24 protein-coding genes and 1 pseudogene are annotated in these 23,495 nt (G+C 41.7%); 23 read left to right on the top strand and 2 right to left on the bottom strand.

The window, feature by feature from the left end:
- The first annotated feature begins 545 nt into the window (after positions 1 to 545).
- The 15 genes and pseudogenes from HT685_RS08925 (at position 546) to whiA (ending at position 12,737) form a co-directional block, all read left to right on the top strand.
- Positions 546 to 1,303, top strand: a pseudogene (locus HT685_RS08925) (class I SAM-dependent methyltransferase).
- Positions 1,304 to 1,389: 86 nt separating this feature from the next.
- Positions 1,390 to 1,902: an adenine phosphoribosyltransferase gene (locus tag HT685_RS08920; RefSeq protein WP_001049318.1), complete on the top strand. Its 513-nt coding sequence runs from the start codon at positions 1,390 to 1,392 to the stop codon at positions 1,900 to 1,902.
- A 182-nt stretch (positions 1,903 to 2,084) separates the two neighbouring features.
- Positions 2,085 to 3,029, top strand: a complete 945-nt coding sequence (gene metA, locus HT685_RS08915; RefSeq protein WP_049544343.1) for a homoserine O-succinyltransferase — start codon at positions 2,085 to 2,087, stop codon at positions 3,027 to 3,029.
- Positions 3,030 to 3,037: 8 nt separating this feature from the next.
- Complete coding sequence (locus HT685_RS08910; protein WP_173226800.1) at positions 3,038 to 3,715, top strand: DnaD domain-containing protein; 678 nt, start codon at positions 3,038 to 3,040, stop codon at positions 3,713 to 3,715.
- A 97-nt stretch (positions 3,716 to 3,812) separates the two neighbouring features.
- Positions 3,813 to 4,571, top strand: coding sequence for a triose-phosphate isomerase (tpiA, locus tag HT685_RS08905; protein ID WP_138702052.1), 759 nt, complete (start codon positions 3,813 to 3,815; stop codon positions 4,569 to 4,571).
- 33 nt (positions 4,572 to 4,604) lie between these two features.
- Entirely contained in the window at positions 4,605 to 6,095 is a 1,491-nt protein-coding gene (gene lytC / locus HT685_RS08900) for a choline binding-anchored murein hydrolase LytC (RefSeq protein ID WP_138702053.1), read from the top strand.
- Positions 6,096 to 6,332: 237 nt separating this feature from the next.
- The gene (locus tag HT685_RS08895; protein ID WP_050107673.1) at positions 6,333 to 6,851 is read left to right on the top strand and encodes a Dps family protein; all 519 of its coding nucleotides are present in this window, start codon (positions 6,333 to 6,335) and stop codon (positions 6,849 to 6,851) included.
- A 130-nt stretch (positions 6,852 to 6,981) separates the two neighbouring features.
- Positions 6,982 to 7,488, top strand: coding sequence for a dihydrofolate reductase (locus HT685_RS08890; RefSeq protein WP_173226798.1), 507 nt, complete (start codon positions 6,982 to 6,984; stop codon positions 7,486 to 7,488).
- The gene (locus HT685_RS08885; protein ID WP_000442260.1) at positions 7,488 to 7,658 is read left to right on the top strand and encodes a hypothetical protein; all 171 of its coding nucleotides are present in this window, start codon (positions 7,488 to 7,490) and stop codon (positions 7,656 to 7,658) included. Before HT685_RS08890 ends, HT685_RS08885 begins: the two co-directional genes overlap by 1 nt.
- Before the next feature lie 36 nt (positions 7,659 to 7,694).
- Entirely contained in the window at positions 7,695 to 8,927 is a 1,233-nt protein-coding gene (gene clpX, locus HT685_RS08880; protein WP_012972566.1) for an ATP-dependent Clp protease ATP-binding subunit ClpX, read from the top strand.
- A gap of 8 nt (positions 8,928 to 8,935) precedes the next feature.
- Positions 8,936 to 9,523: a ribosome biogenesis GTP-binding protein YihA/YsxC gene (yihA, locus tag HT685_RS08875; protein WP_000422605.1), complete on the top strand. Its 588-nt coding sequence runs from the start codon at positions 8,936 to 8,938 to the stop codon at positions 9,521 to 9,523.
- A 9-nt stretch (positions 9,524 to 9,532) separates the two neighbouring features.
- Positions 9,533 to 9,913, top strand: a complete 381-nt coding sequence (locus tag HT685_RS08870; RefSeq protein WP_001140420.1) for a RidA family protein — start codon at positions 9,533 to 9,535, stop codon at positions 9,911 to 9,913.
- 51 nt (positions 9,914 to 9,964) lie between these two features.
- Positions 9,965 to 10,855 carry an RNase adapter RapZ gene (gene rapZ, locus HT685_RS08865; RefSeq protein ID WP_173226794.1) on the top strand — a complete coding sequence of 297 codons (891 nt, stop codon included), beginning with the start codon at positions 9,965 to 9,967 and terminating at the stop codon, positions 10,853 to 10,855.
- The gene (locus HT685_RS08860; protein WP_172929042.1) at positions 10,852 to 11,829 is read left to right on the top strand and encodes a YvcK family protein; all 978 of its coding nucleotides are present in this window, start codon (positions 10,852 to 10,854) and stop codon (positions 11,827 to 11,829) included. Before rapZ ends, HT685_RS08860 begins: the two co-directional genes overlap by 4 nt.
- Entirely contained in the window at positions 11,826 to 12,737 is a 912-nt protein-coding gene (gene whiA, locus HT685_RS08855) for a DNA-binding protein WhiA (protein WP_172929044.1), read from the top strand. The genes HT685_RS08860 and whiA overlap by 4 nt, the downstream gene beginning before the upstream one ends.
- 207 nt (positions 12,738 to 12,944) lie before the next feature.
- Here the strand turns inward: whiA and HT685_RS08850 are convergent, their stop codons facing one another.
- Positions 12,945 to 13,520, bottom strand: a complete 576-nt coding sequence (locus HT685_RS08850) for a hypothetical protein (protein WP_000593540.1) — start codon at positions 13,518 to 13,520, stop codon at positions 12,945 to 12,947.
- A 549-nt stretch (positions 13,521 to 14,069) separates the two neighbouring features.
- Positions 14,070 to 15,038 (bottom strand): NAD(P)/FAD-dependent oxidoreductase, encoded by a 969-nt coding sequence (locus HT685_RS08845; protein WP_173226792.1) that lies wholly within the window; start codon positions 15,036 to 15,038, stop codon positions 14,070 to 14,072.
- 135 nt (positions 15,039 to 15,173) lie between these two features.
- Here HT685_RS08845 and cdaA point away from each other — a divergent pair, with 135 nt between their 5' ends.
- The 8 genes from cdaA to HT685_RS08805 all read left to right on the top strand — a co-directional run bounded on the left by cdaA (position 15,174) and on the right by HT685_RS08805 (position 23,466).
- Positions 15,174 to 16,031 carry a diadenylate cyclase CdaA gene (gene cdaA, locus HT685_RS08840; protein ID WP_050089436.1) on the top strand — a complete coding sequence of 286 codons (858 nt, stop codon included), beginning with the start codon at positions 15,174 to 15,176 and terminating at the stop codon, positions 16,029 to 16,031.
- A complete protein-coding gene (locus HT685_RS08835; RefSeq protein WP_084358166.1) occupies positions 16,018 to 16,797 on the top strand; it encodes a CdaR family protein in 780 nt (259 codons plus the stop codon). Before cdaA ends, HT685_RS08835 begins: the two co-directional genes overlap by 14 nt.
- Positions 16,798 to 16,820: 23 nt before the next feature.
- Positions 16,821 to 18,173 (top strand): phosphoglucosamine mutase, encoded by a 1,353-nt coding sequence (gene glmM, locus HT685_RS08830; RefSeq protein ID WP_173226790.1) that lies wholly within the window; start codon positions 16,821 to 16,823, stop codon positions 18,171 to 18,173.
- Between the two features lie 73 nt (positions 18,174 to 18,246).
- Entirely contained in the window at positions 18,247 to 18,621 is a 375-nt protein-coding gene (locus HT685_RS08825; RefSeq protein WP_001050088.1) for a DUF1149 family protein, read from the top strand.
- Position 18,622: 1 nt separating this feature from the next.
- Positions 18,623 to 19,471, top strand: a complete 849-nt coding sequence (locus HT685_RS08820) for a DegV family protein (RefSeq protein WP_173226788.1) — start codon at positions 18,623 to 18,625, stop codon at positions 19,469 to 19,471.
- A 163-nt stretch (positions 19,472 to 19,634) separates the two neighbouring features.
- A complete protein-coding gene (gene dapB, locus HT685_RS08815) occupies positions 19,635 to 20,402 on the top strand; it encodes a 4-hydroxy-tetrahydrodipicolinate reductase (protein WP_173226786.1) in 768 nt (255 codons plus the stop codon).
- Positions 20,399 to 21,598: a CCA tRNA nucleotidyltransferase gene (locus tag HT685_RS08810; protein WP_345789541.1), complete on the top strand. Its 1,200-nt coding sequence runs from the start codon at positions 20,399 to 20,401 to the stop codon at positions 21,596 to 21,598. Before dapB ends, HT685_RS08810 begins: the two co-directional genes overlap by 4 nt.
- The gene (locus HT685_RS08805) at positions 21,595 to 23,466 is read left to right on the top strand and encodes an ABC-F family ATP-binding cassette domain-containing protein (RefSeq protein ID WP_173226784.1); all 1,872 of its coding nucleotides are present in this window, start codon (positions 21,595 to 21,597) and stop codon (positions 23,464 to 23,466) included. The genes HT685_RS08810 and HT685_RS08805 overlap by 4 nt, the downstream gene beginning before the upstream one ends.
- Positions 23,467 to 23,495 lie beyond the last annotated feature (29 nt).

Raw genomic sequence — 23,495 nt, 5'->3', positions numbered from 1 at the left:
GCTAACGCTAGCCTCGCAGTGCTTGGACTTCTTGGAGTATTGAGTGGATTTGGACTTGTGACTCGCAAGAAGAAAGAAGACTAATCTTTTTAATTGATATGATTTGTTTGGAATGAACAGATTATCCTTAAAGCTGATGAATCGATGATTCATCAGCTTTTTGCGGTACGACGGGCATGTCGTGCATCTGAGGTGTAAGTCCTCCGTGGGCACCTGCTACCGGTGAACCTGTTAGCGATTCTCAGTCTGACGCTGGAAATAAGAATCAGCAGAGGAAGGGATAGCGAAATCGTGGCTCTACGAACAGAAAGGTGGAGGTTCGTAGAGTGGATGAAGATGAGAGCGATTCCAAAGTACAAAAATAGTCGTAACCTGAATGTGTAAATGATGGGAGGAGTTGAATTCGAACTAGAGAAGTAATAATAAATTTATGCTATAGTCATGGTGATTTGTATGCTTTTGATTCTAGTTTATCAAATAATAGATTAGAATTGTCAGATAATATCATTTTATGTTATAATGAAGAAAAATACAGAGGTGTTCAGATGTCAGAAGCAGGTCATAAGTTTTTAGCAAAACTGGGAAAAAAACGCTTACGCCCAGGTGGAAAATGTGCCACAGATTGGTTAATTGCGGAAGGAGGATTTTCAAAAGAAAAGAGAATACTAGAGGTTGCGTGTAATAGGGGAACTACAGCAATTGAGTTGGCACAGCGTTTTGGTTGTAAGATAACTGCTGTTGATATGGATGCTCAAGCTTTAGAAGTGGCTAAAAAATCTGCTGAAACAGCAGGTGTTGCTCACTTAATCAGTTTTGAAAGAGCTAATGCAATGAAACTTCCTTATGAAGATGCTAGTTTTGATATTGTTATAAATGAAGCTATGCTGACTATGCAAGCCGATCAAGCTAAGAAAAAATGTGTAATGGAATATCTAAGGGTTTTAAAACCTGAAGGTCTTCTCTTGACACATGATGTGCTTCTTAAGGAAGCTAAAGAGTCTGTCAGACAGGAACTGTCACAAGCAATTCATGTAATGTAGGTCCTTTAACTCAAGATGGTTGGGAAGAGGTGATGATAGAATCAGGTTATCGTGATGTGAAAGTATTGACTGGTGAAATGACATTAATGAAATTATCAGGTATGGTTTATGACGAAGGTTGGCTAGGAACTTTGAAAATTTGTGTAAATGCTTGTAAAAAGGAGAATAGAAAGCAGTTTTTAACGATGTATAAAATGTTTAATAAGAATAAAAAGAACTTGGGCTTTATTGCTATGGCTAGTCATAAATCGTCAAATCGTTAGATAATCATTGAAGTTAACTTTTCCTTTTTTCTTTCTTAAAAAATATGCTATAATAGAGAGTAAAAAACTTTGAAAGAAAGAAAAAGATGAATTTAAAAGATTACATTGCAACAATTGAAAATTATCCAAAGGAAGGGATTACCTTCCGTGATATCAGTCCTTTGATGGCTGATGGAAATGCTTATAGCTACGCTGTTCGTGAAATCGTTCAGTATGCTACTGACAAGAAAATTGACATGATCGTGGGACCTGAGGCTCGTGGTTTTATCGTGGGCTGTCCAGTTGCCTTTGAGTTGGGAATTGGTTTCGCGCCTGTTCGTAAGCCAGGTAAATTGCCACGCGAAGTCATTTCTGCTGACTATGAAAAAGAGTACGGTGTTGATACCTTGACTATGCATGCGGACGCCATTAAGCCAGGTCAACGTGTTCTTATCGTAGATGACCTCTTAGCAACAGGTGGAACTGTTAAGGCAACCATCGAGATGATTGAAAAACTTGGTGGTGTTGTAGCAGGCTGTGCCTTCCTTGTTGAATTGGATGAATTGAACGGCCGTGAAAAAATCGGTGACTATGATTACAAAGTTTTGATGCATTATTAATGAAAAACAGTCCCTAGGGCTGTTTTCTCTACATTAGGATATAAAAATAGACTATAGCTAGTTAGAGAAAAAGTATAATTGAAAACTATATCTTCTTGCAGTATAATAAAAGGACTAGATGTTTGAGATTTGGCTTCAAACATATGCAATGATTCCTGAAAGAATACAGTTAGGAGAGGGTTATGCCGATTCGAATTGATAAAAAATTACCAGCTGTTGAGATTTTACGGACAGAGAATATCTTTGTCATGGATGATCAACGTGCTGCCCACCAAGATATTCGCCCGTTGAAGATTTTAATTTTAAATCTCATGCCACAGAAAATGGTCACAGAAACCCAGTTGTTACGCCATTTGGCCAATACACCTCTACAACTGGATATTGATTTTCTCTATATGGAGAGCCATCGTTCTAAAACAACTCGTTCAGAGCACATGGAGACCTTTTATAAAACTTTTCCTGAAGTCAAGGATGAGTATTTTGATGGGATGATTATCACGGGTGCTCCAGTTGAGCATTTACCATTTGAGGAAGTGGATTATTGGGAAGAATTTAGCCAGGTGCTTGAGTGGTCTAAGACCCATGTCTATTCGACCCTTCATATCTGTTGGGGTGCTCAGGCTGGTCTTTATCTGCGTTATGGAGTGGAAAAATACCAGATGGACAGTAAGCTATCAGGTATTTATCCTCAGGACACCCTAAAAGAGGGTCACCTTCTCTTTAGAGGTTTTGACGATAGCTATGTATCTCCTCATTCACGGCACACGGAGATCTCTAAGGAAGAAGTCTTAAATAAGACAAATCTCGAGATTTTATCAGAAGGGCCGCAGGTTGGGGTTTCTATTTTGGCCAGTCGTGACTTACGAGAAATTTATAGTTTTGGGCATTTGGAGTATGATCGTGATACCTTGGCAAAAGAGTATTTCCGAGATCGTGATGCAGGTTTGGATCCTCATATTCCAGAAAATTACTTTAAGGATGATGATGTCAACCAGACACCTTGTCTTTGTTGGTCTTCATCAGCAGCCCTCTTTTTCAGTAACTGGGTGAATTATGCGGTCTATCAGGAGACGCCTTTTGACTGGAGAAAGATAGAAGATGATGCATCCGCATTTGGGTATTTATAAGAGGAATTATGACATATTTAGACGCTTTTAAATCAGGGAACTTGGTTTTACCGAGTGCCCTGCTCTTGCATTTTAAGGAACTCTTTCCTTCTAGCGACGATTTTCTGGTCTGGCAATTTTTCTATTTGCAAAATACGACAGGCTTGGAAGAAATGTCGCCAAGCCAGATTGCTGAAAGGATTGGCAAGGAAATTTCGGATGTCAACCAGTCTATCTCTAATCTGACGGAGAGGGGACTTCTCCAGTATCGTACTATCGAATTAAATGGTGAAATCGAATTGCTTTTTGATGCTAGTTTGGCTTTGGAACGCTTGGACGACTTGCTTGGAGTCGCTGATTCAAGTTCAGACCAGTTGACACCTCAGAATCAGCTCAAGGATTTGGTGGAAACCTTCCAGCAGGAATTGGGACGCTTGTTGACACCTTTTGAGATTGAAGATTTGACCAAGACACTAAAGGAAGATGGAACCAGTGCTGACTTGATTAAGGAGGCTCTTCGTGAAGCTGTTTTAAATGGAAAAGCAAACTGGAAGTACATTCAGGCGATTTTGAGAAACTGGCGCCATGAAGGTATCAAAAGTGTGGCTCAAATTGAGGCTAAGCGGGCAGAAAGAGAAGCCAGCAATCCTCAGTTGACACAGGTATCTGTGGATTTTAGAAATGCCATGGATCTCTGGAAGGATTAATCGTTGGAAGCAGGCTTGAAATCCGAGTAAGATTTGCAAGCTGTGTCTAATTGTGATAAAATAAGTAGAAAATAAATTGAAAAAAGAGGTATGTGAAATGTCACGTAAACCATTTATCGCTGGTAACTGGAAAATGAACAAAAATCCAGAAGAAGCTAAAGCATTCGTTGAAGCTGTTGCATCAAAACTTCCTTCATCAGATCTTGTTGAAGCAGGTATCGCAGCTCCTGCAGTTGATTTGACAACTGTTCTTGCTGCTGCAAAAGGTTCAAACCTTAAAGTTGCTGCTCAAAACTGCTACTTTGAAAATGCAGGTGCCTTCACTGGTGAAACTAGCCCACAAGTTTTGAAAGAAATCGGTACTGACTACGTTGTTATCGGTCACTCAGAACGCCGTGACTACTTCCATGAAACTGACGAAGATATCAACAAAAAAGCAAAAGCAATCTTTGCAAACGGTATGCTTCCAATCATCTGTTGTGGTGAGTCACTTGAAACTTACGAAGCTGGTAAAGCTGCTGAATTCGTAGGTGCTCAAGTATCTGCTGCATTGGCTGGATTGACTGCTGAACAAGTTGCTGCATCAGTTATCGCTTATGAGCCAATCTGGGCTATCGGTACTGGTAAATCAGCTTCACAAGACGATGCACAAAAAATGTGTAAAGTTGTTCGTGACGTTGTAGCTGCTGACTTCGGTCAAGAAGTTGCGGACAAAGTTCGTGTTCAATACGGTGGTTCTGTTAAACCTGAGAACGTTACTTCATACATGGCTTGTCCAGACGTTGACGGTGCCCTTGTAGGTGGTGCGTCACTTGAAGCTGAAAGCTTCTTGGCTTTGCTTGACTTTGTAAAATAATCAGTAGCAAAAGCTAGGTGGAACAGCATTCAGGTGCCTGTTCCATTTTTTATAGGAGAGGAAAGATTGAAAACAAAAATTGTATGTATAGGGCTAGCAAGTCTCTGCTTACTTGGCGCAAGAGTTTCAGGAATTGCGGCAGATGAAACAAGTGGAAGCACAGTTTCAGAAAAATCTAGTCTATCAACAGGGACTTCATCAACTAGTAGCAATGAACAGAGAAACAGTGTCTCTGCCCACTGGGATGGGGATTATTATGTAAAGGCTGATGGTTCTAAAGCTCAAAGTGAATGGATTTTTGACAACTACTACAAGGCTTGGTTTTATATTAATTCAGATGGTCGTTACACGCAGAATGAATGGCATGGAAATTACTACCTGAAATCAGGTGGCTATATGGCCCAAAACGAGTGGATCTATGACAGTAATTACAAGAGTTGGTTTTATCTTAAGTCAGATGGGGCTTATGCTCATCAAGAATGGCAATTGATTGGAAATAAGTGGTATTACTTCAAGAAGTGGGGTTACATGGCTAAAAGCCAATGGCAAGGAAGTTATTTCTTGAATGGTCAAGGTGCCATGATGCAAAATGAATGGCTTTATGATCCGGCTTATTCTGCTTATTTTTATCTAAAATCCGATGGAACTTATGCCAACCAAGAGTGGCAAAAAGTGGGCGGCAAATGGTACTATTTCAAGAAGTGGGGCTATATGGCGCGGAATGAGTGGCAAGGCAACTACTATTTGACTGGAAGTGGTGCCATGGCGACTGATGAAGTGATTATGGATGGTGCTCGCTATATCTTTGCGGCTTCTGGTGAGCTCAAAGAAAAGAAAGATTTGAATGTCGGCTGGGTTCACAGAGATGGTAAACGCTATTTCTTTAATAATAGAGAAGAGCAAGTGGGAACCGAACATGCTAAGAAAGTTATTGATATTAGTGAGCACAATGGTCGTATCAATGATTGGAAAAAGGTTATTGATGAGAACGAGGTGGATGGTGTCATTGTTCGTCTAGGTTATAGCGGTAAAGAAGACAAGGAATTGGCGCATAACATTAAGGAGTTAAACCGTCTGGGAATTCCTTATGGTGTCTATCTCTATACCTATGCTGAAAATGAGACCGATGCTGAGAATGACGCTGAACAGACCATTGAACTTCTGAAGAAATACAATATGAACTTGTCTTACCCTATCTACTATGATGTTGAGAACTGGGAGTATGTGAATAAAAGTAAGCGTGCTCCGAGTGATACAGGTACTTGGGTTAAGATTATCAACAAGTACATGGAGACGATGAAGCAGGCGGGCTATCAAAATGTGTATGTCTATAGCTATCGTAGTTTATTACAGACGCGTTTAAAACACCCAGATATTTTAAAACATGTAAACTGGGTAGCGGCCTATACCAATGCTTTAGAATGGGAAAATCCTCATTATTCAGGAGAAAAAGGTTGGCAGTATACCTCTTCTGAATACATGAAAGGAATTCGTGGTCGTGTGGACGTCAGCGTTTGGTATTAAGATATAAGTTTGAAAAAGGAGTGTGCAAGAAAATTGCATCCTCTTTTTCTTTATTTTGTCGCAGTTAAGAGATGTGTAAGGGGACTGTGTTTTATTCTAAAGAATTCTTAAATTATCAGTCTATTGCAACTTTTCTCATGTGGGTCATTTGGCTTGCTATTGTCTTTCCTTAGTAGTATACTAAGGTAGTAATCATTAAGAAGTGGTTACAAAAAATAATGAACGAGGTAAAATAAAATGGTAGAATTGAAAAAAGAAGCAGCAAAAGATGTCGCAACATTAACAAAAGCAGCGCCAGTAGCATTGGCAAAAACAAAGGAAGTTTTGAATCAAGCTGTTGCAGATTTGTATGTAGCGCATATTGCTCTTCATCAAGTGCACTGGTACATGCGTGGACGCGGTTTTATGGTATGGCATCCAAAAATGGATGAGTACATGGATGCTCTTGATGGTCATTTAGATGAAATCAGCGAACGCTTGATCACACTTGGTGGAAGCCCATTCTCTACTTTGACAGAGTTCCTTCAAAACAGTGAAATCGAAGAAGAAGCTGGTGAATACCGTAATGTTGAAGAAAGCTTGGAACGTGTTCTAGATATTTATCGCTACCTCATCACTCTTTTCCAAAAAGCGTTGGATGTGACTGACGAAGAAGGCGATGATGTTACAAACGATATTTTTGTTGGTGCTAAGGCTGAACTTGAGAAAACAGTTTGGATGCTTGCCGCAGAACTTGGACAAGCACCTGGTTTGTAAGAAACAAGGAAACATAGATAAATCTGTAGGAAATTTCTTACGGATTTTTTTCTATTCTGCAAGCTATTCCAAACCAGTCTTTTTTTGAGTTTTTTGATAAAATAGTACTATCAGTGAAAAGGATGGAAGCATGACTAAGAAAATTGTAGCTATTTGGGCCCAGGATGAAGAGGGTGTGATTGGTAAGGACAATCGTCTGCCTTGGTATTTACCAGCAGAACTGCAACACTTCAAAGAAACAACTCTGAATCATGCTATCTTGATGGGGCGCGTGACCTTTGATGGGATGGGGCGTCGCTTGCTTCCAAAACGGGAGACCTTGATTTTGACACGTAACTCGGAAGAAAAGATAGATGGGGTTACTACTTTTTATGATATCCAGTCTGTTCTCGACTGGTATCAGGCTCAAGAAAAGAATCTCTATATTATCGGTGGGAAGCAGATTTATCAGGCTTTTGAGCCCTACCTTGACGAAGTGATTGTGACTCAAATTCATGCTCGGGTGGAGGGAGATACCTATTTCCCTGAGGAGTTTGACTTGTCTCTTTTTGAGACAGTTTCAAGCAAATCCTATACCAAAGATGAGAAGAATCCTTATGATTTTACCATCCAATACCGCAAGAGAAAGGAAGTCTAATGGAACGTAGTATATTTGGTTTTTTTACAGCCATGCTGTGTTTGGTCTGCTTGCTTGCTGGAGCACAGGCTTTTCGTAAAAAGCGCTATGGACTTTCTGTCCTGCTCTGGTTAAATGCCTTTACCAATTTGGTCAATAGTATCCATGCTTTTTACATGACCTTATTTTAGATAGAATGACAGTATAGAATAGAACGGAAGGAAATCATGCCTACAAATAGGAATAATGATATGATGGTTTATTGCTCATTTTGTGGCAAAAGCCAAGAAGAAGTACAAAAAATAATCGCAGGTAACAACGCCTTTATCTGTAATGAATGTGTGGAGTTAGCCCAGGAAATCATTCGTGAGGAGTTGGCGGAAGAAGTCTTGGCAGACTTGTCTGAAGTTCCAAAACCAATCGAACTCCTCCATATCTTGAACCACTATGTAATTGGTCAAGATCGTGCCAAACGTGCCTTGGCAGTGGCAGTTTACAACCACTACAAACGTATCAATTTCCACGATACGCGTGAAGAGTCGGAAGATGTGGATTTGCAGAAGTCAAATATCTTGATGATTGGCCCAACTGGTTCGGGGAAAACTTTCCTTGCTCAGACCTTGGCTAAGAGTTTGAATGTACCTTTTGCGATTGCAGATGCGACAGCTCTGACGGAGGCTGGTTATGTGGGTGAGGACGTGGAAAATATCCTCCTCAAACTCCTGCAGGCTGCTGACTTTAATATTGAACGTGCAGAGCGTGGGATTATCTACGTGGATGAAATTGACAAGATTGCCAAGAAGAGTGAGAACGTGTCTATCACACGTGATGTTTCTGGTGAAGGGGTGCAACAAGCCCTTCTCAAGATTATTGAGGGAACTGTTGCTAGCGTTCCGCCTCAAGGTGGACGCAAACATCCACAACAAGAGATGATTCAAGTGGATACCAAAAATATCCTCTTCATCGTGGGTGGTGCCTTTGATGGCATTGAAGAAATCGTCAAACAACGTCTTGGAGAAAAAGTCATCGGATTTGGTCAAAATAACAAGGCGATTGATGAAAACAGCTCATACATGCAAGAAATCATCGCAGAAGATATTCAAAAATTTGGTATTATCCCTGAGTTGATTGGACGCTTGCCAGTCTTTGCTGCTCTTGAACAGTTGACAGTAGATGATTTGGTTCGTATCTTGAAAGAGCCAAGAAATGCCTTGGTCAAACAGTACCAAACCTTGCTTTCTTATGATGATGTCGAGTTGGAATTTGACGATGAAGCCCTTCAGGAAATTGCCAATAAGGCTATCGAACGCAAGACAGGGGCGCGTGGTCTTCGCTCGATTATTGAAGAAACCATGCTAGATGTCATGTTTGAAGTACCGAGTCAGGAAAATGTGAAATTGGTCCGCATCACAAAAGAAGCTGTCGATGGAACGGATAAACCAATCCTAGAAACAGCCTAGAGGTGACTATGGAACTTAATACACATAATGCTGAAATCTTGCTCAGTGCGGCTAACAAGTCCCACTATCCGCAGGATGAACTACCAGAGATTGCCCTAGCAGGGCGTTCAAATGTTGGCAAGTCTAGCTTTATCAATACTATGCTGAATCGTAAGAATCTGGCTCGTACGTCAGGGAAACCTGGGAAAACCCAGCTTCTCAACTTTTTTAACATTGACGACAAGATGCGCTTTGTGGATGTGCCTGGTTATGGCTATGCCCGTGTTTCTAAAAAGGAACGTGAAAAGTGGGGGCGCATGATTGAGGAGTACCTAACGACTCGGGAAAATCTTCGTGCAGTTGTTAGTCTAGTTGACCTCCGTCATGACCCATCAGCAGATGATGTACAGATGTACGAATTTCTTAAGTATTATGAGATTCCAGTCATCATTGTGGCGACCAAGGCAGACAAGATTCCACGTGGTAAATGGAACAAGCACGAATCAGCAATCAAAAAGAAATTAAACTTTGACCCAAGTGACGACTTTATCCTCTTTTCATCTGTCAGCAAGGCAGGGATGGATGAGGCTTGGGATGCAATTTTAGAAAAATTATGAGGTAAAGAAATGGCAAAAACAATTCATACAGACAAAGCTCCAAAGGCTATCGGACCATATGTTCAAGGAAAAATCGTTGGCAATCTTCTGTTTGCTAGCGGTCAAGTTCCCCTATCTCCTGAAACTGGGGAAATCGTAGGAGAGACTATCCAAGAACAGACAGAACAAGTCTTGAAAAACATCGGTGCTATTTTGGCAGAGGCAGGAACTGACTTTGACCATGTTGTCAAAACAACTTGTTTCTTGAGCGATATGAACGACTTTGTTCCTTTTAACGAGGTTTACCAAACGGCCTTTAAAGAGGAATTTCCAGCTCGTTCAGCAGTAGAGGTAGCTCGTCTTCCTCGTGATGTAAAAGTCGAAATTGAAGTCATCGCAGAGATTGGATAAACTAGTTGAAGTTTGGTGTTGCCAAACTTCTTTTGATATAAGGAGAAAAAGATGACAAAGAAACAACTTCACTTGGTGATTGTGACAGGGATGAGTGGTGCGGGAAAAACTGTAGCCATTCAGTCCTTCGAGGATCTAGGTTATTTTACCATTGATAATATGCCACCAGCTCTCTTGCCTAAGTTTTTGCAGTTGGTGGAAACAAAGGAAGACGACCATAAGTTGGCCTTGGTGGTGGATATGCGCAGCCGTTCTTTCTTTTCAGAAATTCAAACTGTTTTGGATGAGTTGGAAAACAAGGAAGAACTGGACTTTAAAATCCTCTTCTTGGACGCAGCAGATAAGGAATTGGTCGCGCGCTACAAGGAAACCAGACGAAGTCATCCATTAGCAGCAGACGGTCGTATTTTAGATGGAATTAAGCTGGAACGTGAACTCTTGGCACCTTTGAAAAATATGAGCCAAAATGTGGTGGATACAACTGAACTTACTCCTCGTGAACTGCGTAAAACCCTTGCAGAGCAGTTTTCAGATCAAGAACAAGCCCAGTCTTTCCGTATCGAAGTCATGTCTTTTGGCTTTAAATATGGAATCCCGATTGATGCAGATTTAGTCTTTGATGTGCGCTTTTTGCCAAATCCATATTATCTTCCAGAACTGAGAAACCAAACGGGTGTAGATGAACCAGTTTATGACTATGTCATGAATCATCCTGAGTCAGAAGACTTCTATCAACATTTGTTGGCCTTGATTGAGCCGATTTTGCCAAGTTACCAAAAGGAAGGTAAGTCCGTTTTGACCATTGCCATGGGTTGTACAGGGGGACAACACCGTAGTGTGGCCTTTGCCAAACACTTGGCGCAGGACTTATCCAAGAATTGGCCTGTCAATGAAGGGCATCGTGACAAAGACCGAAGAAAGGAAACGGTAAACCGTTCATGAGAAAACCAAAGATAACGGTGATTGGTGGAGGGACTGGGATCCCCGTCATTCTTAAAAGTCTGCGTGAAAAAGATGTGGAAATCGCTGCTATCGTAACGGTAGCGGATGACGGTGGTTCATCAGGTGAACTCCGAAAAAATATGCAGCAATTGACACCGCCAGGTGATCTTCGTAATGTCCTTGTGGCCATGTCGGATATGCCTAAGTTTTATGAGAAGGTCTTTCAGTACCGCTTTTCTGAGGATGCGGGAGCCTTTGCTGGCCACCCATTGGGAAATCTCATTATCGCTGGCCTGTCAGAAATGCAGGGTTCGACCTATAATGCCATGCAGTTATTGAGCAAATTTTTCCATACAACAGGGAAAATTTATCCTTCCAGTGACCATCCTTTGACCCTGCATGCAGTCTTTCAGGATGGGACAGAAGTGGCTGGAGAGAGTCATATTGCAGACCATCCAGGCATGATTGACCATGTCTATGTGACCAATACCCTCAACGATGATACGCCTCTGGCCAGTCGTCGAGTAGTGCAGACCATTCTTGAAAGTGACATGATTGTCCTAGGGCCTGGCTCTCTCTTTACCTCTATTTTGCCCAATATTGTCATTAAGGAAATTGGGCAGGCGCTTTTGGAAACTAAGGCAGAAATCGCCTATGTCTGCAATATCATGACCCAACGTGGGGAGACAGAACACTTTACAGATAGTGATCATGTGGAGGTCTTGCATCGTCATCTTGGTCGCCCTTTTATCGATACTGTCTTGGTAAATATCGAAAAAGTGCCTCAGGAATACATGAATTCCAACCGGTTTGATGAATACTTGGTGCAGGTGGAACATGATTTTGCAAGTCTTTGTAAGCAAGTTCCGCGCGTGATTTCATCCAACTTCCTCCGTCTGGAAAATGGTGGTGCCTTCCACGATGGGAATTTGATAGTGGATGAGTTGATGCGGATTATACAGGTGAGAAAATGAGTTTCACAGTAGCAGTAAAAGAAGAAATCCTAGGTCAGCACCATCTAAGCCGGCATGAATTATCTGCCATTATCAAGATGTCTGGTAGCATCGGTCTCTCGACCTCGGGCCTGACCTTGTCCGTCGTGACAGAAAATGCCAAACTGGCTCGTCACCTCTATGAGTCCTTTCTCCATTTCTATGAAATCAAATCGGAAATACGTCACCACCAAAGAAGCAATCTCCGCAAGAATCGGGTCTATACCGTTTTTACAGATGAAAAGGTGCAGGATTTGTTAAGTGATTTGCACTTGGCAGACTCCTTCTTTGGTCTGGAAACAGGTATTGATGAGGCGATTTTATCGGATGAGGAAGCAGGTCGTGCCTATCTCTGTGGTGCTTTCTTGGCAAATGGAAGCATTCGTGACCCTGAGTCAGGCAAGTATCAGTTGGAAATCAGTTCTGTTTATCTGGACCACGCGCAAGGGATTGCCTCCCTTCTCCAGCAGTTTTTACTGGATGCCAAGGTGCTTGAACGCAAGAAGGGAGCTGTGACCTATCTCCAGCGTGCCGAAGATATTATGGACTTTCTTATAGTAATCGGAGCCATGAAGGCGCGTGATGATTTTGAGCGGGTTAAGATTTTGCGGGAAACTCGTAACGATCTTAATCGAGCCAATAATGCCGAGACAGCTAATATTGCTCGGACAGTTTCTGCCAGCATGAAGACTATCAACAATATCAGCAAAATCAAAGATATTATAGGCTTAGAAAATCTGCCAGTGGATTTGCAGGAAGTAGCGCAGTTGCGGATTCAGCACCCAGACTACTCTATCCAACAGTTGGCAGATAGCCTCAGCACCCCTCTGACCAAAAGTGGTGTCAACCACAGACTCAGAAAAATAAATAAATTAGCTGATGAACTATAAAACCAGGCTCTTGTTTTGCGAGGTTCTTTTTTGAAATAAAAAGAGGTTGGGCAAAAAGCAATGTCATTAAGTTAAGAAATTTGGCTCTTTAAAATCAAAAACGCATAATATCCGGTGTTGACTTGAACCGTAATACTATGCGTTTTATTGTGAGAAAATTTATTTCATTTTCTCCTGAAATTGAGTTTTTACCCAGTCTCTAATGAGTTATTTCCAAGTGACCAGTTCGCTCCAAACGCTAACATTCGATATAGTAGAGGTTTCACCAGCTGGAACCCATTTGTTGGTGCCTAAGTATCTAACTTCTAGTTTACGAACGTTTACTGTGTAAGATGCTTTTAGTCTAATATAACCATAAGTGTAGGGTGGTACGTTATGGGAGACTGAGTGATTTAAACTAAGTCCAGCTCCAGACTCCGGAGCAGAAAAGCTAACACCTGCACCTACAGTCAGAGTAGCTCCAGCTTTTCCACCATAGGCAGTTGAACTTACAGGACCTGATGTGGTGCTTTTCTTGTAAGAGTGAGAGTATTTAGTTCTATAGTCTGCAACACCAGTTGCATTAGAACGAGTCTGATACGTAGATTTAGACTCTAAATAGGCGTCTCTAAGTTCAGTCGTATAAAATGACAATAACTCTCCTGTGTTGATATCTTTTACAATACGATTAGATACAATTTCATAATTTGTACCAGGATAGACATCAGCAAAAACCGTAGATGTTGTGACTAAGAATAATAGACTTGATAGTAGAGAGAAAAACAATAGTTTCAGTTTAATCATAACAAATTTCCTTTCTTCATGAGTAAAAGATTATTTTTTCAATCCTTTGAAAGTTATAATGCAACCCGAAATAATACTGAGAGTTCCTACAGGTCTCCAATATAGTTGCCAAAAGAATAAATTTATTCTTTCTTTCAGTGTCGCATAGGGTTCGGCATAATAGGGGTTGATGTGAAATAATAAAAAACCAAAACATAAAACTATGATTCCAGTTAAGAATAAAATGTCCTTATTTACTTTCCTCATAAAACCTCCTTTTATTTTATTTAAAGCGCTTTCTATTATTAGTATACGTCAAAAAAAGAAAAAAACAAGTCTATTTATTTATTTTTTTATATGGTATAATAGAATAGTTGGAGAGTTTTTATATAGCTTTAAAAGGCTGATATGAATACTTTGTATAATCTAATGATTCTTCAAAAAATTTCTTATTCAAACAAGAGCAAAGAGAAGGTGGGCTGCATATCAGAAGTTAGATGTATTTCTGTCTAACTTTTGAGGTGTAGTTCATTTTAAAACCACGAATCCTATGTGACTCGTGGTTCTTTTTTATAAACTAGTAGAGTGTTTTGGTTGTACTTTTTGCTCAGGGTCGATGTAGTTGATAGCATTATTGACAGCAGTTGGAGCTTCTCCGAGACCTGTCGCAATCAAGTCAATTTTTCCGTCATAGTAGCAGCAGTCACCGATAGCATAGATACCTGCTTGGCTAGATTCTTGTTTGCTGTTGACGATAATCTTGTGGCGGTTGAGGTCGAGCCCCCAGTTTTTAAGATTACCGACCGAAGATTTGAAACCATAGTTGACAAAGAGGTGGTCTAGGTCAATCGTTTCGGTTTCATCAGATTTGACTTTTGTGATTTCAAGTTTATCGAGTGCTTTTCCATCTCCAAGGAGTTGGCTAGGAACGAATGGTGTCTTGATGGATACAGATGATTCTTGCAGGGCTTGAACACTGTGTTCCAAGGCACGGAAATTATCTCTGCGGTGAACAAGGGTGGTTGGTGCAATTTTTTCAAAAGCCAAAGCCCAATCCACTGCTGAGTCTCCCCCACCAAGAATCGTCACTTTCTTACCAGCGTATTGCTGGATGTTGGAAACGTGGTAATGGATATTTTCATAGCCCTCAACGCCTTCTAGTTCCAAAGGACGTGGTTTGAAGGCACCGCCACCCATAGCGATGATAACTGTTTTAGTCAGGTGACTTCCTTTAGAAGTCGTGATGGTAAATCCTTCTTCTTGTTTTTCAATCTCAAGAACCGTTTCATTAAGATGAATAGGGGTATCGAAGCTGTTTAGCTGTTCAATCAAGCGGTTAGTCAACTCTTCTCCAGTCAGATTTGGGAAGCCTGGGACGTCTAGGATTTCCTTTTCAGGGTAGAGAATAGCAGGTTGTCCACCCAGTTGGGGAAGAGAGTCGATGATTTGAACCTTGGCTTGGCGTAGGTGGGCATAAAAGGCTGCAAAAAGCCCGACAGGACCACCACCTACAATGGTAATATCATAGAGTTGAGACATGGTTTCTCCTTTGTTTTTTCTAGTCAGTTTATTGTATCATATTTTTGCTCAATGTAAAATGGACTAGGATAGGGAAAAAAATGCCAGAAAATGGTATAATAGGACGAAAGTGTTTTGATAGGGAGGATATCAGGGATGAATTTTCAACAATTATCCAATCTGCAATATTGGACCAGTTTGTTTGCAAGTCCATGGACGATAGCTATCAATCTGATTGATATTTTGATTGTTGCTTATATTTTATATCATTTTACAAAAGCTATTGCAGGAACCAAGATTATGATTTTGGTACGTGGAGTTTTGGTGTTTATTTTAGCTCAAATCCTTGCAAATATGATTGGCTTGACTACGATTTCTTGGTTGATCAATCAAATTATTACTTATGGGGTTATTGCGGCGGTTGTTATCTTCTCTCCAGAGATTCGGACTGGTTTGGAACGTTTGGGAAGAGCGACAGATTTCTTTTCCAATGCCCCTATTAGTGCTGAGGAACAGATGATTCGTGCCTTTGTTAAGTCTGTTGAATACATGAGTCCTCGTAAAATCGGGGCCTTGGTTGCTATTCAGCGTGTACGTACCTTGCAGGAGTATATTTCGACAGGAATTCCCTTAGATGCTAAGATTTCTGCAGAACTTCTCATTAACATTTTTATTCCCAACACTCCCCTACATGATGGTGCGGTGATTATCAGAGAAGAACGTATCGCTGTGACGTCTGCCTATCTGCCCTTGACAGAAAGTACAGGAATTTCCAAGGAATTTGGAACCAGACATCGGGCGGCTATTGGTTTATCAGAAGTCTCAGATGCCTTGACTTTTGTCGTATCAGAGGAAACGGGAGGAATTTCGATAACCTATAATGGAAGCTTTAAGCACAACCTAACACTTGATGAATTTGAAACAGAATTACGTGAAATCTTACTTCCAAAAGAGGAAGCAGGTCTTAGTTTTAAAGAACGATTGCTAGGAGGATGGAAACATGAGAAAAAATAGTTTATATATCATATCCTCACTCTTTTTTGCTTGTGTCTTATTTGTCTATGCTACGGCGACGAATTTTCAAAACAGTACCAGTGCTAGGCAGGTAAAAACGGAAACCTATACGAATACAGTAACAAATGTCCCTATTGACATACGCTATAATAGTGATGAGTATTTTATTAGCGGTTTTGCTTCAGAAGTATCAGTGGTCTTGACTGGTGCAAATCGCCTATCGCTAGCTAGTGAAATGCAAGAAAGCACACGTAAATTCAAGGTTACTGCTGACCTAACAGATGCCAGTGTTGGAACGATTGAAGTTCCTTTGAGCATTGAAGATTTACCCAATGGGCTGACCGCTGTGGCGACTCCGCAAAAAATTACAGTCAAGATTGGTAAGAAGGCTCAGAAGAATAAGGTAAAGGTTGTACCAGAGATTGACCCTAGTCAAATTGATAGTCGGGTACAGATTGAAAATGTCACGCTGTCAGATGAAGAAGTGTCGATTACGAGTGACCAAGAGACATTGGATAGAATTGATAAGATTATCGCTGTCTTGCCAACTAGTGAACGGATTACAGGTAATTACAGTGGTTCAGTACCTTTGCAGGCAATCGACCGCAATGGTGTTGTCTTACCAGCAGTTATCACTCCCTTTGATACAATAATGAAGGTGACTACAAAACCAGTAGCACCAAGTTCAAGCACATCAAATTCAACAACAAGCAGTTCATCGGAGACATCTTCGTCAACGAAAGCAACTAGTTCAAAAACGAATTAAAAATAGGAAAAGGATTTTATAAAATGGGTAAATATTTTGGGACTGATGGAGTCCGTGGAGAAGCTAACGTAGAACTTACTCCGGAATTAGCCTTTAAACTAGGACGTTTTGGAGGCTATGTTCTCAGTCAACATGAAACGGAAGCACCGAAAGTCTTTGTAGGACGTGACACACGTATTTCAGGGGAAATGCTAGAATCTGCCCTAGTAGCAGGTCTCCTTTCAGTTGGTATTCACGTATACAAACTAGGTGTTCTGGCAACACCAGCAGTAGCTTACTTGGTAAAAACTGAGGGAGCTAGTGCGGGTGTCATGATTTCTGCTAGCCACAACCCAGCCCTTGATAACGGAATCAAGTTCTTTGGCGGTGATGGCTTCAAACTAGATGATGAAAAGGAAGCAGAAATTGAAGCCTTGCTAGATGCTGCAGAAGACACTCTGCCACGTCCAAGTGCAGAAGGCTTAGGAACCTTGGTAGATTATCCAGAAGGCTTGCGTAAGTATGAAGGCTACCTTGTTTCAACTGGAACTCCTCTTGAAGGAATGAAGGTTGCCTTGGACACAGCAAACGGTGCAGCTTCTACAAGTGCCCGTCAAATCTTTGCAGACCTTGGTGCCCAATTGACGGTTATCGGGGAAACACCAGACGGTCTTAACATCAATCTTAATGTTGGTTCAACTCACCCAGAAGCCCTTCAAGAAGTGGTCAAAGAAAGCGGATCAGCTATTGGTTTGGCCTTTGACGGAGACAGTGACCGTTTGATTGCTGTCGATGAGAATGGGGACATCGTCGATGGTGATAAGATTATGTACATCATCGGGAAATACCTTTCTGAAAAAGGACAATTGGCTCAAAATACAATCGTGACAACTGTTATGTCCAACCTTGGCTTCCACAAGGCCTTGGACCGCGAAGGTATTAACAAGGTAGTAACTGCAGTTGGCGACCGCTACGTTGTTGAAGAAATGAGAAAATCAGGCTACAACCTCGGTGGTGAACAGTCTGGCCACGTGATCTTGATGGATTACAATACAACAGGTGATGGTCAATTATCCGCTGTCCAATTGACTAAAATCATGAAGGAAACTGGTAAGAGCTTGTCAGAGTTGGCAGGAGAAGTAACCATTTACCCACAAAAATTAGTTAATATCCGAGTGGAAAATGCCATGAAGGAAAAGGCTATGGAAGTGCCAGCTATCAAGGTTATCATCGAGAAGATGGAAGCTGAAATGGCGGGGAATGGACGTATCCTTGTTCGCCCAAGTGGAACAGAGCCCCTCTTGCGTGTTATGGCAGAAGCGCCTACAACAGAAGAAGTGGACTACTATGTTGATACCATCGCTGACGTAGTGCGAGCTGAAATCGGGATTGACTAAATCCTAGAAAACTAGATGAAAATAAAAAATTATGGTACAATAGCTTATAATATTGTAGCCGAGGGAGAAAGACATGAATCTTAAACGTGAACAAGAATTTGTTAGTCAGTATCATTTTGATGCGCGTAATTTTGAATGGGAAAATGAAAATGGAGCTCCTGAAACTAAGGTGGATGTGAACTTCCAATTGCTCCAACATGATCAAGAAAATCAAGTGACTTCCTTGATTGTTATCTTGACATTTATGATTGTATTTGATAAGTTTGTCATTAGTGGAACTATTTCACAAGTAAACCATATCGATGGCCGTATTGTCAATGAACCAAGTGAATTGAGCCAAGAAGAAGTGGAAACTTTGGCTCGTCCAAGTTTGAACATGCTTAACCGTTTGACTTACGAAGTAACTGAAATTGCATTAGACTTACCAGGAATCAATTTGGAGTTCTAATATGAAACTAGCTGTTATTACAGATTCCTCTGCCTATCTCAGTGCAGAGACCTTGCAAAGAGAAGACTTGTTTGTCTTGGATATTCCTGTCAATATTGATGGTGAGGAGTATGTCGAAGGTATCAATCTGACTGCTGAGGAATTTTACCAAAAAATGGCTCAGGCTTCTGAATTGCCTAAGACCAGTCAACCAAGCATTGCCAAGTTAGATGAAATCTTAACTTCGCTCAAAGAACAAGGCTATACCCATGCCTTGGGGCTTTTCCTATCTTCTGGAATTTCAGGTTTTTACCAAAATATCCAGTATATGGTGGATGACTATGAAGGTTTAACTATTGCCTTTCCAGACACTTTGATTACAAGTGCTCCTCTGGGTATCATGGTTGAAAGCGTCTTTAACTGGCGAGACCAGGGCGATGATTTTGCCAGCATTCAGGATAAGCTAGCCATTCAAATCAGTCGTACGTCAGCCTTTATCATGGTAGATGATTTGGACCACTTGGTCAAAGGTGGACGTCTTTCAAATGGTGCTGCTATTTTGGGCAATTTGCTTAGCATTAAGCCAATCCTCTATTTCAATGACCAAGGTGTGATTGAAGTTTACGAAAAAGTTCGTACGGAAAAGAAAGCAACCAAGCGCTTAATTGAGATTATCAAGGAAGAAACAGCTTCAGGGCAATATCGTGTCATTGTCATTCATGGGAATGCTCCTGAAAAGGCTGAGGAATTGCGTCAGCACTTGATTGAATCTGGATTGAGTTCAGATGTTTCACTTGCTACATTTGGTAGTGTCATTGGAACCCACCTAGGAGCAGGAAGTATTGCCTTGGGTTATATTCCAGTGATTTAGTTGGCACTTCTAGACTAGTTAAGATGGCTTGTATTTTAGCAATTGAACACGGACTACCTGCCTCTTGAAAAAAGATGCCTGTCTTGCCTTTCGTGGAAAGTCAGCGCCATTCCCTATTTTTCATGGGCAGCCAACGTCCTTTGTATCTTAGACAGGAGTAGAGATGAGTATTCGAGTAATTATTGCTGGTTTTAAGGGAAAGATGGGCCAAGCTGCTTGTCAGATGGTCTTGGCTGATCCAGAATTGGACTTGGTAGCAGTTTTGGATCCTTTTGAGTCTGAGTCAGAATGGCAGGGTATTCCTGTTTTCAAGGATAAGGTTGATTTAGCAGACTTTGAAGCGGATGTCTGGGTAGATTTTACTACTCCAATTGTTGCCTACGAAAATACACGTTTTGCTCTTGAAAATGGCTTTGCTCCAGTAGTTGGAACGACAGGCTTTACTAGTGAAGAAATTGCAGAGCTAAAAGAAATTTCTCGTGCCCAAGACTTGGGTGGCTTGATCGCCCCTAACTTTGCCTTGGGTGCTGTCTTGCTCATGCAATTTGCGACGCAGGCAGCTAAATATTTCCCACATGTGGAGATTATCGAGCTCCATCATGACAAGAAAAAGGATGCTCCGAGTGGAACAGCCATTAAAACAGCTGAGTTGATGGCAGAGGTTCGAGAGTCTATTCAGCAAGGCGCGCCTGATGAGGAAGAATTGATTGCAGGTGCCCGTGGTGCTGACTTTGATGGCATGCGTATTCACTCAGTGCGTTTGCCAGGCTTGGTAGCTCATCAGGAAGTCATCTTTGGCAATCAAGGAGAAGGATTGACCCTCCGTCATGACTCCTATGATCGCAGCTCCTTCATGACAGGGGTCAATTTGGGAATTAAAGAAGTTGTCAAGCGTCATGAGCTTGTCTATGGATTAGAACACTTATTATGAGATTAACGCAAATGCCTTCTGAATTTCAGAAGGCTTTACCAGTATTAGAAAAAATTAAAGAAGCAGGCTTTGAAGCCTATTTTGTTGGGGGTTCTGTTCGAGATGCCCTTCTCAATCGCCCTATCCATGATGTGGATATTGCGACGTCTTCTTATCCAGAAGAAACCAAGCAGATTTTTCCGCGAACAGCCGATATCGGAATCGATCATGGAACTGTCTTGGTTTTAGATGGGGATGAGGAGTATGAGGTAACCACCTTTCGGACAGAGGATGTCTATGTGGACTATCGTAGACCAAGTGCGGTTTCCTTTGTGCGTTCGTTAGAGGAAGACCTCCAGCGTCGTGATTTCACAGTCAACGCCTTTGCCTTGGATGAGACAGGAGAAATCATAGACTTGTTCCATGGCTTAGACGATTTGGAAAAGCAAGTCTTGCGGGCAGTTGGAGTGGCTAGTGAGCGTTTCAACGAAGATGCTCTGCGCATTATGCGTGGTTTCCGTTTTCAGGCCAGCCTTGGCTTTGAACTTGAGTCAGAAACATTTAAAGCTATGAAGACCTTGACACCGCTTTTGGAGAAAATTTCTGTAGAGCGTACCTTCGTTGAGTTTGATAAACTCTTGCTGTCTCCGTTTTGGAGAAGGGGCTTGGCTTCCATGATTGAGAGTCAAGCTTATGATTATCTCCCTGATATGGCAGCTAGCCAGGACAAGATCAACAGACTATTTGAATTAGAGACCGATTTTACCTTTGAATCCTCTGAACAAGCTTGGTCGGCTCTACTGTCGGCTTTGGAGATTGAAAATGCGCAGCCATTTTTGAAAGCTTGGAAGACCTCACGTCAGTTTGCCAAGCAAGTACAGGATTTGCTGACTATTTTGGCCTTGCGTGAAAAGGGAGAGTTGAGCAAGCGCGATTGTTATCGCTTTGACTTGGATTTACTTTTACAGGCTGAAAATCTTCGTCAGGCCCAAGGAAAAGAAGTCAACCCACAAGCCATCACAGAAACCTATCAGAGTTTGACCATTCATGACAAGAAAGAAATCCAAATCAACGGTGGTATTTTGATCAAGGAATATGGCTATCAGCCGGGACCAGACTTGGGAGAGATTTTAACAGAGATTGAGTATGCCATTGTCGATGGAGAATTGGAAAATGACCGTCAAGCCATCCATGCTTATCTGAGGGAGAAAAAATGAGTGATTTTATCGTTGAAAAACTAAGTAAATCCGTTGGTGACAAGACCGTTTTTAAGGATATTTCCTTTATTATCCATGACCTAGACAGAATTGGTCTGATTGGTGTCAATGGAACGGGGAAGACCACCCTTTTAGATGTTCTTTCTGGTGTTTCTGGCTTTGATGGTGACGTCAGTCCCTTTTCGGCTAAGAATGATTACCAGATTGGTTACTTGACCCAAGATCCTGATTTTGATGATAGAAAGACAGTCTTGGATACGGTCCTCTCCAGCGATCTCAAGGAAATCCAGCTCATTCGTGAGTATGAGTTGATTATGCTCAACTATAGTGAGGACAAGCAGGCCCGTTTGGAACGTGTCATGGCAGAAATGGACTCTCTTCAAGCTTGGGAAATTGAGAGTCAGGTCAAGACGGTTCTTAGCAAGCTGGGGATTCAAGACTTATCCACTCCAGTTGGAGAATTGTCAGGTGGTCTAAGAAGACGGGTCCAGTTGGCGCAAGTTTTACTTGGCAATCACGACCTCTTGCTTTTGGATGAGCCGACCAACCATCTGGACATTGCGACCATCGAGTGGCTGACCCTCTTTTTGAAAAATTCCAAGAAGACCGTCCTTTTTATTACCCACGATCGTTATTTCCTAGACGCTTTGTCAACACGGATTTTCGAGTTGGACCGAGCAGGCTTGACCGAATATCAGGGAAATTATCAGGACTATGTTCGCCTTAAGGCAGAACAGGACGAGCGCGATGCGGCTCTTCTCCACAAAAAGGAACAACTTTATAAGCAAGAATTGGCCTGGATGCGCAGACAACCGCAGGCGCGTGCGACCAAGCAGCAGGCTCGTATCAATCGCTTCCATGACTTGAAAAAGGAAGTTTCAGGCAGTAGTGCTGAGACAGACTTGACCATGAACTTTGAAACCAGTCGGATTGGGAAGAAAGTCATCGAGTTTCAGGATGTTTCCTTTGCCTATGAAAACAAGCCCATTTTGCAAGATTTTAATCTCTTGGTACAGGCTAAAGACCGTATCGGAATCGTTGGGGACAACGGTGTTGGGAAATCAACTCTCCTTAACTTGATTGCAGGCATTCTTGAGCCGACAGCAGGACAAGTTGTGATTGGGGAAACTGTTCGCATCGCCTATTTCTCTCAACAAATTGAGGGCTTGGATGAAAGCAAGCGTGTGATCAATTACCTGCAGGAAGTGGCAGAAGAGGTCAGGACCAGCGGTGGTTCTACGACTTCGATTGCAGAGTTGCTGGAGCAGTTCCTCTTCCCACGTTCGACACATGGAACCTTGATTGAGAAATTGTCTGGGGGAGAGAAAAAACGTCTTTATCTCCTCAAATTGCTCTTGGAAAAACCAAATGTTCTTCTCTTGGACGAGCCGACCAATGATTTGGATATTGCTACTCTTACAGTTTTGGAGAATTTCTTACAAGGCTTTGCTGGTCCAGTTTTGACTGTTAGTCACGACCGCTATTTCTTGGATAAGGTAGCGACTAAGATTCTCGCTTTTGAGGATGGCAAGATTCGTCCTTTCTTTGGTCATTACACCGACTATCTTGATGAAAAAGTCTTTGAAACAGAGATGGCCAATCAAGTGCAAAAGGCCGAAAAGGAAAAAGTGGTCAAGGTTCGTGAAGACAAGAAACGCATGACCTACCAAGAAAAGCAGGAGTGGGCAAGCATTGAAGGTGATATTGAAGCCTTGGAAAATCGTATCGCTGCGATTGAAGAGGAGATGCAGACCAATGGCTCTGATTTTGGCAAACTAGCTACTCTTCAAAAAGAACTAGATGAGAAAAACGAAGCACTCCTTGAAAAATACGAACGCTATGAATATCTAAGTGACTTTGATAGCTAAAAGAATAGAAAAATCCCGTCTCATGACAG

The sequence above is a fragment of the Streptococcus sp. 5004 genome, from assembly GCF_013276755.1.
Lineage (GTDB): Bacteria > Bacillota > Bacilli > Lactobacillales > Streptococcaceae > Streptococcus.
Note: the sequence above shows the minus strand (reverse complement) of the source record. Positions and strands in the feature narration are given on the sequence as shown.